Below are 13,070 nucleotides of genomic sequence, written 5' to 3' on the forward strand. Positions count from 1 at the left end.
GGCTGCCCTCGGACATCCGGGAGGTGATGGGGCCTGGGACGGCCATGACGGGGCGGCCGCATTGTTCGGCCCAGCCGGCGCTGTTGAGGGGGCATGGCGGTAGGAGGTCAGGCCGCTGCCCAGGGGCGAGACGGCCTCGATGATCTCGGGAACATCAGTGACCAGTACGGCGTCTCGGTCGCGGATCAGGAGGTGGCTGCCCTCGGACATCCGGGAGGTGATGGGGCCTGGGACGGCCATGACGGGGCGGCCGCATTGTTCGGCCCAGCCGGCGCTGTTGAGGGCGCCGCTGCGAACAGCGGCCTCGACGACGAGGGTGCCTTGGCTGGCGGCGGCGATCAGGCGATTGCGCGCGAGGAACCGCAGCTTGGTCGGCGAACAGCCGGGCGACAGCTCACTGATCACCAGACCCTGCTCGACGATCCGGCTGAACAACGCGGAGTTGCTCTGTGGATAGCTCTTGTCGACTCCACAAGCCAGCACCGCGACGGTGACTCCCGCGACCGCGAGTGCGCCGCGATGCGCCGCCGCATCGATCCCATACGCCCCGCCCGACACCACGGCGTACCCGCCGCCGGCCAGCCCCGCCGCCAGCTCCCCGGCCACATGCGACCCGTACGACGAGCAGGCCCGCGCACCCACGATGGCCACGGACTTCTCCAGCACCTGCCGCAGATTCGCCGGCCCGCGCACCCAGAGCCCGAACGGCACCCCAGCCCGCCGTGCCAGCTGCCCAGCCTCCGCCAGCACCTCCAATTGCTCCGGCCACTCGTGGTCCCCCGGAATCACGAACCGCGCCCCGGCCACCGCCGCCAGCTCCAAATCCCGCTGAGGCTCGACCGAGGCCATGCGTGTCGCCCACCGCTCTGTCCCCGCCTCCTGTCGCCGCAGCCGCTCCCAGATCTCGACCACGCCGAGCCCGTCGAACGCTTTCAATGCCGCCAGGTCTCCTGGCTCGATCACCCGGCCGAGCCCCACCCGGGCCAGGCGCTCGGCATCGCTGCCTTCGCCGACCGCGGAGACTGCGGTGTCGGCATGTCCGCCGGAGCCTCCGGGGTCAGTGGCGGGTGTTGAGAAGCTGGACAGCGGGATGCTGTCTCCGGTGAGGATGGGAGGGGTCATGAGGCACGTCCTTTGAGGGGGCGGGTGTCGGCCAGTGGGGTGAGGGTTTCGCCGGTGCGGAGCTGGAAGGCTTCGTGAGTGAGCTCGAGGGTTGGTTGGGGGTGGCCGCGGAGGTCGGCGAGGGTCCAGGCGAGACGGACGACGCGGTCGAAGCCACGGCCGGTCAGGCGGCCGGTGGAGTAGTGATCCTCGAGGAGTTGCAGGGCTTGGGAATCGAGTGGGAATTCCCGGCGGAGCACGGCACCGGGGACTTGGCTGTTGAGCGTCCAGGGACTGCCGCGGTAGCGCGCGGACTGGCGCTCCCGGGCCGCCCGGACACGAGCGGCCACAGCAGCGGTCGGTTCGGACGTCTCGATCTCGGTGCCGCCCCGGCCGGCGGGAAGGATCTGTCGCTGGATGTCGAGGCGATCCTTGATCGGCCCACTGATGCGTTGCCGGTAGCGCGCGAGCGCCTGTGGTGTGCAGTTGCAGACGGCGTGCCGGACGCCGGACATCCCACAGGGACAGGGATTCGCGGCCAGCACCAACATGAAGCGCGCCGGAAATTTCGCCACCGCCGCTGACCGATGCACCTCGACGAAACCGGACTCCAGCGGTTGCCGCAGCGTGTCGAGCGTCAGCGGATGCATCTCCGGCGCTTCGTCGATGAACAGGATCCCGCGATGCGCACAGCTGATCGCCCCCGGCCGTGGCACGCCCGAACCACCGCCGACCAGACTCGACAGCGATGCCGTGTGATGCGGCGCGATGAACGGCGGCCGTGACACCAACTCGACCTCGCCGCTCAGCAACCCGGCCAGCGAATGAACCGCCGAGACCTCCAGCGATTCGTCGGTGCTGAGGTCTGGCATCAACCCGGCCAGCCGCTCCGCGAGCATCGTCTTGCCCGAGCCCGGCGGACCATGCAGAAACAGGTGATGCCCACCCGCGGCCGCCGCCTCGATCGCGCGGCGGCCCTCGTGCTGACCGATCACGTCGTGCAGATCGACCTCCGGAACCCTGGTCAGCGACTCCGACAACAGCCGTGGCTCGGCCAGCGGTGGCGCTTCGTCGGGAATCTCCACCCCGCGCAGCAACGCCAGCACCTGCCGCAGTGACCGCACCCCATAGACCTCGATCCCCGGAACCAGCCGGGACTCACCGGCATTGAGCTCCGGCACGACGATGCGGTCGAACCCGGATCGCGCCACGGCCAGCGTCATCGCGAGCGCGCCGCGAACCTCTCTGATCCGGCCGTCCAGCCCGAGCTCACCGATGATCGCTGTCCGCCGAGACGACACCGGCTCAACCACACCAGCCGCCGCGAGGAGCGCACAGGCAATGGCGACGTCATAGTGCGAACCGGTCTTCGGCAGCGTCGCGGGGGACAGGCCGATGGTGACCTTGCGATCGGGGAACTTCTCGCCGCTGTTGACGACGGCCGCCCGGACCCGGTCCCGGGCCTCCGACAGCGAGGCGTCCGGCAGCCCGATCAGCGTGGTCTTCGGCAGGCCTTGGGCGATATCGGCCTCGACCTCGACCAGGTGCCCCTCGAGCCCGACCAGGGCGACCGACCACATCTGCGCGAGCGTCATCAGGCGGCCCCTCGCAGGTGGTCGACCTGCGGCGGGGCGCCCTGGTCGATCACGACCGCGACGACGTCGATCCGGACCTCGCGCGGGCGGACGTCGTGGCTGCGCAGCCAGGCACCGGCCAGCTTCCGCAGCGTGGTCAGCTTGCGATAAGTGATCGACTCCAGCGGTGTTCCGTAGCCGAGGCCGCGCCGGGTCTTCACCTCACAGATGACGAGCGTGTCGCCTTCCCGCGCGACGATGTCGATCTCGCCGATCTCGCAGCGCCAGTTGCGCTCGAGGATGACGAGACCTTGGGTCGTGAGATACCTGCTGGCGAGATCCTCGCCGAATTGCCCGACGGCATTCCTGGTCGACATCGTTGACCACCTCCGGCAGAGAACATGCCGGGAACGGGCCCAGATTTGGATGCGACTTCGCCGCCTGTGGAAAACCACAGACGGCGAAGGGTGGAACAGCCAGAGCCCGAACTCAGTTGCGCATGTGTTTGCCGCGCGTGGGTTTGTTCTGGTTCTGCCCCGGCGTGCGCGTTGCCTTCAGCTCGGCGGAACCGGCGCGGTGGTCCGGCTCGTTCCGGATCGCTTGCAGGCCACCCGTCCCCGGGTCGGTGTCGCCGATGTCGAAGTCCCAGCTGTCCTCGTTGGCCAGCCGGCTGTGCCAGCGGCCGTAGAGCCCGTAGATCGCCAGCCCGACCGCCATCCAGATCCCGAACTTGGCCCAGGTGCTGGTCTTCAGGTTGAGCATCAGCCAAACCGTCGCGGCCAGCGACAGCAGCGGGATCAGCGGCACCAGAGGCACCTTGAACCCACGCTCGAGATCCGGCTCGGTGCGGCGCAGCCGGAGCACTCCGACGGCACAGAAAGCGAAGCAGAACAGGGCTCCGATGACCAGCAGCTCCTCGAGCTGCAGCACGCTCGGGTAAAGGGTCAGTGCCACCGCGGCCAGACCGGCCACACCCGCGGCCCGGGCCGGCGAGGAGTAGACCCGGCTGACCCGTCCGAGGCTCTTCGGGAGCAGACCGTCGCGGCCCATGTTGAACAGCACTCGGCTCTGGCCGATCAGAACCACCATGATCACGGTCATCAAGGCCAGCAGAGCGCCTACGTTGACCACCTTCGCGGCCCAACCGACACCGACGGCCGACAGTGCGCTGGAGACCGGCGCGCTGCCGCCGAGCTGTCCGTACGGCCGCATGCCGACCAGGACGACGGCCATGGCGATGTAGAGGATCGTGACGGCGCCGACACCGAGCAGCATGCCCTGCGGGACCGTCTTCCGCGGGTTCTTCGCATCCTCGGACGCGGTCGCGATCAGGTCGAAACCGATGAAGGCGAAGACGATCGTGCTCGCGGCCGTGAAGATGCCCATGACCCCGAAGGTTCCGAACGACGAATCGAGGATCCAGCTGAGCAACGTCGGACTGGCCGCGGCCGGAGCGGCGCGGGCCATCGGCACGAACGGCGTGTAGTTGTCCCAGTTGATGTGCGTCGCGCCGACCACGATCACCAGCAGGATCACGGCCACCTTGGCGACCACGACCACAGTCAGCACCCGGGCGGACAGCTTCGTCCCGGTGACGACCATGGCGGTGAGCAGGAGCAGCAGTAGCGGCGCGACCAGGTTCACCTTGGCGTCCGGGCCGAAGTACTGCGCGACGTTCGTGGGGAGTTTGATGCCGAACCCGTCCAGGGTGGCCAGGAAGTAGGCCGACCACACCCGCGCGACGATGGCGGCGGCGGTGACGAGCTCGAGCACCAGGGCCCAGCCGACCAGCCAGGCCCACATCTCGCCGAAGGTCACATAACTGAAGGTGTAGGCGCTACCCGAAACCGGGATGGTCGACGACAGCTCGGCATAACAGGCCGCGGCCAGCAGGCACACGATCGCTGCGATGACGAACGACAGGATCACGGCAGGACCGGCGGTCAGTGCCGCCTGGTTGCCGCTGATACTGAAAATGCCGGACCCGATCATCACGCCCAGGCCGAGAACGACCAGGTCGCGACGACCGAACAGGCGCGGCAGACGGTGCCGTGCATCCTCGACTCGAGTGAACGCCGACTCGACCGGCAGGCGCCGGCCTACGGTCTGTCCGTTCGCTGAGGGGGCCATGGTCAGGGGTGCCTCCGTTGCTACTAGGGCAATCCGGCCGAACAGTAGTCGACCAGTGGGTTATCGACCAGACCTGCCCTTCTCGACGTCCGCGCGGTGGCTTGCGATGCCGGTCCCGCTCCCGCATGGTCGAGGCATGACGCCGGAGGAAGTCAGCGAACACCCCTCATGGCCCGAGGGTTTCACGGTGTTACTGACCGACTACGAACGGCATCTGACGGCGGAAAGAGACCTCAGCAAGCACTCCGTCAGAGCCTACCTCGGTGATATCGCGGATTTACTCGATCATTTGATGCGGCTTGGTCACAGCGACCTCGGATCGCTCGACATCCGTGGTCTGCGGTCCTGGCTGGCCAAACAGCAAAGTCTCGGGAAATCCCGCAGCACGATGGCGCGCCGGGCGACCGCCGCGCGGGTCTTCACCGCCTGGGCGAACCGGACCGGGCGGATCCCGACCGACCCTGGCGCTCTGCTGGCCAGCCCGCGGCCGCACAAGAGTCTGCCGGGCGTGCTCAACCTGACCGACACCCGCGCAGTACTCGACGCCGCCGCGGTCTCGGCCGACGATGGCAGCCCGGTCGGACTGCGCGATCTCGCGATCATGGAGTTGCTCTACGCAACCGGTATCCGGGTCGGCGAGCTCTGCGCCCTGGACATCGACGACATCGACACCTCGCGCCGGGTCGTCCGGGTCTTCGGCAAGGGCCGCAAGGAACGCTCGGTCCCGTACGGCGTGCCGGCCGCGGAAACCCTCGATCGCTGGCTGACCGAGGCGCGCCCCCAGCTGGAGCGCTCCGGAAGCGGTCCCGCGGTCTTCCTCGGTGCCCGCGGTGGGCGGATCGACCAGCGCGCCGTACGGCGGTTGGTGCATGAGCGGATCGCGGTTGTCGATGTGCAGGACCTGTCTCCGCACGGACTGCGGCACACTGCGGCGACGCATCTGCTCGAGGGCGGCGCGGATCTTCGTAGCGTGCAGGAGTTGCTCGGTCACGCATCGTTGGCGACCACGCAGATCTACACCCACGTTTCGACCGATCGGCTGCGCAAGGCCTACGAGCAAGCCCACCCGCGCGCCTGAATCCGGGTCCGGTAGCGGGAGTGTCGGTGCACCTGGTGCGGCGGCTGCGCACCGGAATACGGCAGACTGCGGAGCATGCGGGTTTCGGCGAAGTCTGACTATGCGTTGCGGGCGCTGATCGAGATCACCCAGCGATGGGTGGCCGACGACCCCTCGGTGGTGTCGGCCGAGGAGCTCAGTCGTCAGCAGTCGATTCCGCATGGGTTCCTGCAGGGCATCCTGGCCGATCTGCGCCGGGCCGGCATTCTGGCCAGCCAGCGCGGGCAGTCCGGCGGCTGGAAGCTCGCTGTGGACCCGAACGAGATCTCGGTCGCCGACGTGATGCGAGCCGTCGACGGGCCGATCGTGAGCATCTCCGGGGTGCGGCCCGAGAGCGTCGCCTACAACGAGCGGGCTGTCGTCCTGCAGCGGGTCTGGATCGCCGCGCGAGCCAGCCTGCGGGACGTCCTCGAGCACACCACGCTGATCGACCTGGCCAAGAACAAGCTCCCCAGCGGGGTCGAGCGCCGGTCCAAGGACGACGACGCCTGGCAGGCCCGGGTCCCCGGTAGCTGAGGGATTCACCGGCAGGAGCGGCAACAACCGAATCGGTCGCTCCGGCAGCAGGCTCAGCGGATCGAGATAGCGCCGGCCCTCGAGCAGCCCCCAATGCAGACAGGTCGCCGGTGCGCAGTGCGATCCGGCCGCTGACAAGTGCCCGACGACGGTGCCGACAGTCACCACCGCCCCGGCGCGAACCACCGGCACAACCGGTTGATACGTCGTACGGCGTGGGCCGTCGGCGACTGTAATCACGCCTAGCCCGGCCACCGAACCGGCGAACGCAACAGTGCCGGCCGTGGCGGCGAGGACGGGTTGGCCGGGGAAGCCGGCGAGATCGAGCCCGCGGTGACCTGGAAGCCAAGGCTCGGCGGGGTCCTCGAAACCGTGGACGACGACGGGTCTGGGATCCAGCGGCCAGGCGGCAGCCGGGGCGGTCGGTGGTGGCGTGAGAGCGGTTGGCAGGGCCAGGATCAGGCAGCAGACGTTCATACCTGCAAGATGCCGTCGAAGGGGCCGTTTCCGGGCTGCGAGTTTGCCGCCTGTGGACAGCCGGTGCCCGGTTCGCTTCCGGCGGGGTCGGTCCCGTAGACTTCCGGTGGCGTCCCACCTCGCGTGGGACGACTACGCATGCCTGCACAAACTGTGTGGCCCTCTCGGTCCAGGCTTCAACGCCTGGATGGGGCCGGACGACGGGCATCAGGCACGGTGGGCCGCCCGGTCCACGGTGAAAGAACCGAGAGTGCGTTGCCCGGGGCGATACCTGGGGGCGCGACAGGAGGACCACCTCATGGCCGTCGTGACCATGAAGCAGATGCTCGAGAGCGGTGTCCACTTCGGACACCAGACCCGGCGCTGGAACCCGAAGATGAAGCGATTCATCCTGACGGAGCGCAATGGCATCTACATCATCGACCTGCAGCAGTCGCTGTCCTACATCGACCGCGCTTACGAGTTCGTCCGCAGCACTGTTGCGGCCGGCGGCGCGATCCTGTTCGTCGGTACCAAGAAGCAGGCCCAGGAAGCAATCGCCGAGCAGGCGACCCGCGTCGGTATGCCCTACGTGAACCAGCGCTGGCTGGGCGGCATGCTCACCAACTTCCAGACCGTCAACAAGCGGCTGCAGCGCCTGAAGGAGCTGGAGCTGCTCGACTTCGACGACGTCGCCGCCTCCGGTGTCACCAAGAAGGAGCTGCTGCAGAAGCGTCGCGAGCACGACAAGCTGCTCAAGACCCTCGGTGGTATCCGCGACATGGCCCGGGTTCCGGCCGCCGTGTGGATCGTGGACACCAAGAAGGAGCACCTCGCCGTTGACGAGGCGCGCAAGCTGAAGCTGCCGATCATCGGCATCCTGGACACCAACTGCGACCCGGACGAGGTCGACTTCCCGATCCCGGGTAACGACGACGCCATCCGCTCGGTCGGCCTGCTGACCCGCGTGGTTGCCGACGCCGTCGCCGACGGTCTGATGTCGCGTGGTGGCCAGGGCGCAGCCGCGGCCGGCGAGGAGCTGGGCGCCGAGGAGCCGATGGCTGCTTGGGAGCGCGAGCTGCTGGAGAGCCAGAACGGCGCTGCCGCTGCGGAGGCCCCGGCCGCCGCCGAGGCTGCCGTCGAGGCGCCTGCTGCCGAGGCTGTCGCGACCGAGGCCGTAGCCACCGAGGCCCCGGCCGAGGAAGCTGCTGCCCCGGCCGCCGAGGTCGCTGAGGTTGCCGAGGAGACCCCGGCCGCCGAAGAGGCTCCGGTTGTCGCCGAGGAGACCCCGGTCGCCGAGGCCCCCAAGGCCGACGAGGCCTGAGCATCCGTTGATCCTGCCGCCCGCACCGCGGGCGGCAGGATTCCGGACAGCTCTGCTCATCCAGCCGCATCGACAAGGACGAGAGAACGAGGAATGGCGAACTACACCGCCGCTGACGTGAAGAAGCTCCGCGACACCACCGGTGCGGGCATGATGGACGCCAAGAAGGCGCTCGAGGCCACCGACGGTGACTTCGAGAAGGCGATCGAGGAGCTGCGCATCCACGGCGCGGCCAAGGCGCAGAAGCGTGGCGCCGAGCGTTCCGCGAGCAACGGCCTGGTGGCCGCGGCCGAGAACGCGCTGGTCCAGCTGAACTGCGAGACCGACTTCGTCGCGAAGAACGAGCAGTTCCAGCAGCTCGCGGCCGACATCGTCGCGCACGCGTCGGCCAGCAAGGTCGGCGACGTCGAGGGTCTGCTCACCGAGAAGCTGGCCGACGGCAAGTCGGTCGCCGAGAACATCGAGGCCCTGGCCGCGGTGATCGGCGAGAAGCTCGAGCTCGGCAAGGTTGCCGTCTTCGACGGCAAGGTGACGGCGTACATGCACAAGCGCGCCGCTGACCTGCCGGCTCAGGTCGGTGTTCTGGTCGAGTTCGAGGGCGACAACATCGACGCTGCCCGGGGCGCTGCCATGCAGGCCGCCGCGATGCGTCCGCTGTACACGACCCGCGACGAGGTTCCGGCCGAGACGGTCGAGAACGAGAAGCGGATCGCCGAGGCGACCGCTCGCGAGGAGGGCAAGCCGGAAGGCGCGCTCCCGAAGATCGTCGAAGGCCGGGTGAACGGCTTCTTCAAGGAGGTCGTCCTGCTCGAGCAGGCGTCGGTCACCGAGAACAAGAAGTCCGTGAAGGCAGTCCTCGACGAGGCCGGCGTGACCCTGAAGCGGTTCGCCCGCTTCGAGGTCGGCGCCTGACGTCTGTAGGACTGAGTACCTAGCACAGCAATACTGTAAGAGAACTGAGGAGAGGCCGGAATCGTGACGGAAACCCTGGGTACCGAGACGAGTCCGGCCTCTTCGCCGTCTGCTCCCGCCTACCGGCGGGTGCTGCTGAAGCTGTCGGGTGAGGTGTTCGGCGGCGGCAAGCTCGGCGTCGACCCCGACGTGGTGAACTCGATCGCCCGCCAGATCGCCGAGGTGGTCCAGGCCGGTGTCCAGGTCGCCATCGTGGTCGGTGGTGGCAACTTCTTCCGCGGCGCAGAGCTCCAGCAGCGCGGGATGGAGCGCAACCGCGCCGACTACATGGGCATGCTCGGCACCGTGATGAACTGCCTGGCGCTCCAGGACTTCCTGGAGAAGCTCGGTGTCGAGACCCGGGTGCAGACCGCCATCACGATGGGTCAGGTCGCCGAGCCGTACATCCCGCGCAAGGCCGAGCGGCACCTGGAGAAGGGCCGCGTGGTCATCTTCGGCGCCGGATCCGGCATGCCGTACTTCTCCACCGACACCGTCGCCGCCCAGCGTGCGCTCGAGGTCGGCGCCGAGGCGCTGCTGATGGGCAAGCAGGGTGTGGACGGGGTCTACGACTCCGATCCGAAGACGAACCCGGACGCGGTGAAGTTCGACCAGCTCTCGTACGACGACTTCCTGGCCCGCGGGCTGCGGGTCGCCGATGCCACCGCGATCAGCCTGGCCCGCGACAACGCGCTGCCGATCGTGATCTTCGGCCTCGAGGAGGGCAACATCGCCCGCGTCGTGCACGGGGACAAGATCGGCACGGTCGTCGCACCGGGGTAGTCGCCGAAACAGGGCCGTCGTACCACTAGGATCGTTGCAAACGGGCCGCGCGGACGCGGCCCTGAGGAAGCGAGGAATGTCGTGATCGACGAAGCACTCCGCGAAGCCGAGCAGAAGATGGCGAAGGCCGTGGAGGTCGCCAAGGACGATTTCGCCGCGATCCGGACCGGCCGCGCGCACCCGTCGATGTTCTCGAACATCGTGGCGGACTACTACGGTTCGCCGACGCCGCTGCAGCAGCTGGCCGGCTTCCAGGTCCCGGATCCGCGGACCGTGCTCATCTCGCCGTACGACAAGGGTGCGATGCCGGCGATCGAGAAGGCGATCCGCGAGTCCGAGCTGGGTGTGAACCCGGGCAACGACGGCGTCGTCATCCGGGTCACCATGCCGCAGCTCACCGAGGAGCGCCGCAAGGAGTACATCAAGGTCGCCAAGACCAAGGGCGAGGACGCCAAGATCTCGGTGCGCAGCATCCGCCGGCACGCCATGGACTCGATCGGCAAGTCGGTCAAGGACGGCGAAGCGGGCGAGGATGAGGGCAAGAGTGCTGAGAAGCGGCTGGACGGGATGACGAAGAAGTACGTCGACTCGATCGACCAGCTGCTCAAGCACAAGGAAGCCGAACTGCTCGAGGTGTGATGGGCGTCGAGAGCACGCCCCCGCCGAGTCCGAAGCCGGCTTCGGACCCTGGCCGCGCGGGGCGGAACCTGCCTGCGGCGATCGGGGTCGGTGTCGGCCTCGGGATCGTGATCATCGGGTCCCTGTTCTGGTACAAGTTCCTGTTCATCTTCGTCGTCCTGGCGGCAGTGCTGCTGGCCGTCGACGAGATGATCAAGTCGCTGCGGACCGGCGGTGCGGTGATCCCGCGCGTTCCCGTGATCGCCGGGACGGTGGCCATGATGGTCGCCGCGTACTTCGGCGGACCGATGGCGCTGCTGACCGCGATGGCGGGCACCGTGCTGGCCACGATCTTCTGGCGGATGCCAGGTGGCTCGGTCGGTTTCGTCCGGGACACCAGCGCCGGGGTCTTCCTGATCGGTTACGTCCCGCTGCTGGCCGGTTTCGCGATCCTGCTGGTCCAGCCTGATGAGGACGGCGCGCTGCGGGTCCTGACCTTCTTCCTGGTGGTCGTCGCCAGTGATGTCGGCGGTTACGTGGCCGGTGTCCTGTTCGGCAAGCATCCGATGGCGCCGACGATCAGCCCGAAGAAGTCCTGGGAAGGGTTCGCCGGATCGACGCTGGCCTGTATCGGTGCCGGTGTGGCCTCGGTCGTCTTCCTGCTCGACGGGCATTGGTGGGTCGGTGCGATCGTCGGTGTGGTGGCGGTCGTGACAGCGACGGTCGGTGACCTCGGCGAGTCGATGATCAAGCGCGACCTCGGTATCAAGGACATGTCGAACCTGCTGCCCGGCCACGGCGGTGTGATGGACCGGCTGGATTCGTTGCTGGCCACGGCGCCGGCGGTGTGGCTGCTGCTGCATCTTCTGGTGAAGGGGTGACGGTGTGACGATCGCACCGGACGGACGGTCGCTGGTGGGGCCCGTGGTTCGCCTGGACCCCTTGCAGGACAGCGATATCGAGGACCTGTACGCCGCCCTCGGGAACGAGCAGGTGTACGCCGGAGGTTTCGGCGGCGGCTCGGTCCCGGGCAGCGTGGACGAGATGCGGGCCATCTGGGTCCCCGCCGCGGCCAAGCGCTCCCTGTACGTCGTCCGGACGGTTGCCGACGGCAATGTCGTCGGCACGTCGAGTCTCGGCGATGTCGACGTCACGAACGAGCGGATCCACCTCGGCTGGACGGGGTACGCGCCGGCCGTCTGGGGGACTGCGGTGAACCCGGCCGCGAAGCTGTTGCTGCTGCAGCATGCCTTCGAGGACTGCGGTTTCGGCCGGGTCAAGATCCAGACCGGGCTGAAGAACACCCGCTCGCAGGCCGCGATCGCCAAGCTGGGTGCGACCCGTGAGGGCGTGCTGCGGCGGCACATGCTGCAAGGTGACGGATCGTTCCGCGACACTGTCGTGTTCTCGATCCTGGCCGACGAGTGGCCCGAGGTGCGCAAGCGCCTTGAGGAGCGCATCAACCGCTAAGCGGCCAGCTCCGCCAAGGCGGTGAACGAGGCAACCAGGTCGCCCCGGTCGTACGTGTTCGTGGTGACCAGGACCTCGTCGGCACCAGTACGGCGTACCAAGCCGCCGAGCGCAGCGTCGACCTCGGCCGGGGTTCCGTAGATCTGTCCGGTCAACGCGTTGTCGAAGATCTCCCGCTCTTTCGCCGTCATCTCGGCCGGGGGAGCGGCTTCCAGCGGTGGGAACACGCCGCGAGTCCGCGTGTAGGCGCTCGCCCACGCCTCCGGCAGCAACAGCTCCCGGGCCTGCTCGGTCGTCGGCGCAACCGCGGCAGCCGCGGCCAGGACGACGTACGGGCTCGCAGTTGCGGCGGATGGGCGGAACTCGGCGCGGTACCGCTCGATCAGTTTCAGCAGGTCTGCCTCGCCTTTGATGCCGGCGATGACCAGGGGGAGCCCGAAGGATGCGGCGAGCGTGGCGCCTTCGCCGATGGCCAGGATGAACGCGGGGATGCGCAACCCTTCGCCCGGGCGGGCGTGGACCTGTGGATGGGCCTGCTGAGTGCCGTCGAAGTACCCAAGGAGTTCCGTGAGTTGGTCGGCGAAGTCCTCGGCGGCGTCCTTCTCGACGCCCAGCGCGCGGCGGATCCCGTTGGTGAACCCGACCGAGCGGCCGAGACCCATGTCGATGCGGCCCGGGTACAGCGACTCGAGCACGCCGAACTGCTCCGCCACCACGAGCGGTTGATGGTTCGGCAGCATCACACCGCCGGTTCCGACGCGGATGGTGTCAGTGCGCGCCGCGACGGCCGCTGCTAGCACTGTGGGAGCCGATCCGATCACTCCGGGGACGCTGCGGTGTTCAGAGACCCAGAAGCGCTTGAAGCCGAGCTTCTCGACCTCCTGGGCCAGATCAACGGTCGCGCGCAGCGTTTCCGCCTCGGACTCGCCGACGCGTCGTCGCGAGCGGTCCAAGACCGACAACGGCACCCCTGACAACAAGCCCATACCTGAAGCCAACGGCCGCTGTGAGCTCCTCATTCCCCCGCACT

General features: G+C 68.3%; 13 protein-coding genes and 1 pseudogene. 8 read left to right on the top strand and 6 right to left on the bottom strand.

The window, feature by feature from the left end:
• The 4 genes from dprA to E1263_RS29045 all read right to left on the bottom strand — a co-directional run.
• Positions 1–1,122 (bottom strand): DNA-processing protein DprA (gene dprA, locus E1263_RS29030; RefSeq protein ID WP_238161623.1); only part of this gene is annotated, 1,122 nt, incomplete at its 3' end.
• Entirely contained in the window at positions 1,119–2,696 is a 1,578-nt protein-coding gene (locus E1263_RS29035) for a YifB family Mg chelatase-like AAA ATPase (RefSeq protein WP_132173065.1), read from the bottom strand. The genes E1263_RS29035 and dprA, both read right to left, overlap by 4 nt.
• Positions 2,696–3,052, bottom strand: a complete 357-nt coding sequence (locus tag E1263_RS29040) for a YraN family protein (protein ID WP_132173067.1) — start codon at positions 3,050–3,052, stop codon at positions 2,696–2,698. Before E1263_RS29040 ends, E1263_RS29035 begins: the two co-directional genes overlap by 1 nt.
• Before the next feature lie 112 nt (positions 3,053–3,164).
• A complete protein-coding gene (locus E1263_RS29045; RefSeq protein WP_132173069.1) occupies positions 3,165–4,805 on the bottom strand; it encodes an APC family permease in 1,641 nt (546 codons plus the stop codon).
• A gap of 136 nt (positions 4,806–4,941) precedes the next feature.
• Here E1263_RS29045 and E1263_RS29050 point away from each other — a divergent pair, with 136 nt between their 5' ends.
• Together E1263_RS29050 and E1263_RS29055 are read left to right on the top strand one after the other, a co-directional pair.
• Positions 4,942–5,883 carry a tyrosine recombinase XerC gene (locus tag E1263_RS29050; protein ID WP_132173071.1) on the top strand — a complete coding sequence of 314 codons (942 nt, stop codon included), beginning with the start codon at positions 4,942–4,944 and terminating at the stop codon, positions 5,881–5,883.
• A gap of 75 nt (positions 5,884–5,958) precedes the next feature.
• On the top strand, positions 5,959–6,438 hold the full coding sequence (locus E1263_RS29055; protein ID WP_132173073.1) for an RrF2 family transcriptional regulator: 480 nt from the start codon (positions 5,959–5,961) through the stop codon (positions 6,436–6,438).
• 69 nt (positions 6,439–6,507) lie between these two features.
• Here E1263_RS29055 and E1263_RS44410 read toward each other — a convergent pair.
• Positions 6,508–6,915 (bottom strand): annotated as a pseudogene (locus E1263_RS44410) (M23 family metallopeptidase); the annotation flags it as partial.
• Between the two features lie 298 nt (positions 6,916–7,213).
• Here E1263_RS44410 and rpsB point away from each other — a divergent pair.
• The 6 genes from rpsB (at position 7,214) to E1263_RS29090 (ending at position 12,040) form a co-directional block, all read left to right on the top strand.
• Complete coding sequence (gene rpsB, locus E1263_RS29065; protein WP_132173075.1) at positions 7,214–8,218, top strand: 30S ribosomal protein S2; 1,005 nt, start codon at positions 7,214–7,216, stop codon at positions 8,216–8,218.
• Between the two features lie 93 nt (positions 8,219–8,311).
• Positions 8,312–9,130 (top strand): translation elongation factor Ts, encoded by an 819-nt coding sequence (tsf, locus tag E1263_RS29070; protein WP_132173077.1) that lies wholly within the window; start codon positions 8,312–8,314, stop codon positions 9,128–9,130.
• A 63-nt stretch (positions 9,131–9,193) separates the two neighbouring features.
• A complete protein-coding gene (gene pyrH / locus E1263_RS29075; RefSeq protein ID WP_420323395.1) occupies positions 9,194–9,952 on the top strand; it encodes a UMP kinase in 759 nt (252 codons plus the stop codon).
• Positions 9,953–10,036: 84 nt separating this feature from the next.
• Positions 10,037–10,591, top strand: coding sequence for a ribosome recycling factor (frr, locus tag E1263_RS29080; RefSeq protein ID WP_272949703.1), 555 nt, complete (start codon positions 10,037–10,039; stop codon positions 10,589–10,591).
• A complete protein-coding gene (locus E1263_RS29085; protein ID WP_132173081.1) occupies positions 10,591–11,451 on the top strand; it encodes a phosphatidate cytidylyltransferase in 861 nt (286 codons plus the stop codon). The genes frr and E1263_RS29085 overlap by 1 nt, the downstream gene beginning before the upstream one ends.
• Before the next feature lie 4 nt (positions 11,452–11,455).
• Positions 11,456–12,040, top strand: a complete 585-nt coding sequence (locus tag E1263_RS29090) for a GNAT family N-acetyltransferase (RefSeq protein ID WP_132173083.1) — start codon at positions 11,456–11,458, stop codon at positions 12,038–12,040.
• Here the strand turns inward: E1263_RS29090 and E1263_RS29095 are convergent.
• Positions 12,037–13,026, bottom strand: a complete 990-nt coding sequence (locus E1263_RS29095; protein WP_132173085.1) for an MsnO8 family LLM class oxidoreductase — start codon at positions 13,024–13,026, stop codon at positions 12,037–12,039. The two genes, E1263_RS29090 and E1263_RS29095, sit on opposite strands and share 4 nt — an antisense overlap.
• Positions 13,027–13,070 lie beyond the last annotated feature (44 nt).

The organism is Kribbella antibiotica (assembly GCF_004349055.1).
Lineage (GTDB): Bacteria > Actinomycetota > Actinomycetes > Propionibacteriales > Kribbellaceae > Kribbella > Kribbella antibiotica.

What these genes read in the sequence shown, in the direction of transcription:
- E1263_RS29035 (WP_132173065.1), bottom strand. Translation starts at nt 2,696, where the DNA reads ATGACGCTCGCGCAGATGTGGTCGGTCGCCCTGGTCGGGCTCGAGGGG.
- E1263_RS29040 (WP_132173067.1), bottom strand. Translation starts at nt 3,052, where the DNA reads ATGTCGACCAGGAATGCCGTCGGGCAATTCGGCGAGGATCTCGCCAGC.
- E1263_RS29045 (WP_132173069.1), bottom strand. Translation starts at nt 4,805, where the DNA reads ATGGCCCCCTCAGCGAACGGACAGACCGTAGGCCGGCGCCTGCCGGTC.
- E1263_RS29050 (WP_132173071.1), top strand. Translation starts at nt 4,942, where the DNA reads ATGACGCCGGAGGAAGTCAGCGAACACCCCTCATGGCCCGAGGGTTTC.
- E1263_RS29055 (WP_132173073.1), top strand. Translation starts at nt 5,959, where the DNA reads ATGCGGGTTTCGGCGAAGTCTGACTATGCGTTGCGGGCGCTGATCGAG.
- rpsB (WP_132173075.1), top strand. Translation starts at nt 7,214, where the DNA reads ATGGCCGTCGTGACCATGAAGCAGATGCTCGAGAGCGGTGTCCACTTC.
- tsf (WP_132173077.1), top strand. Translation starts at nt 8,312, where the DNA reads ATGGCGAACTACACCGCCGCTGACGTGAAGAAGCTCCGCGACACCACC.
- E1263_RS29085 (WP_132173081.1), top strand. Translation starts at nt 10,591, where the DNA reads ATGGGCGTCGAGAGCACGCCCCCGCCGAGTCCGAAGCCGGCTTCGGAC.
- E1263_RS29095 (WP_132173085.1), bottom strand. Translation starts at nt 13,026, where the DNA reads ATGGGCTTGTTGTCAGGGGTGCCGTTGTCGGTCTTGGACCGCTCGCGA.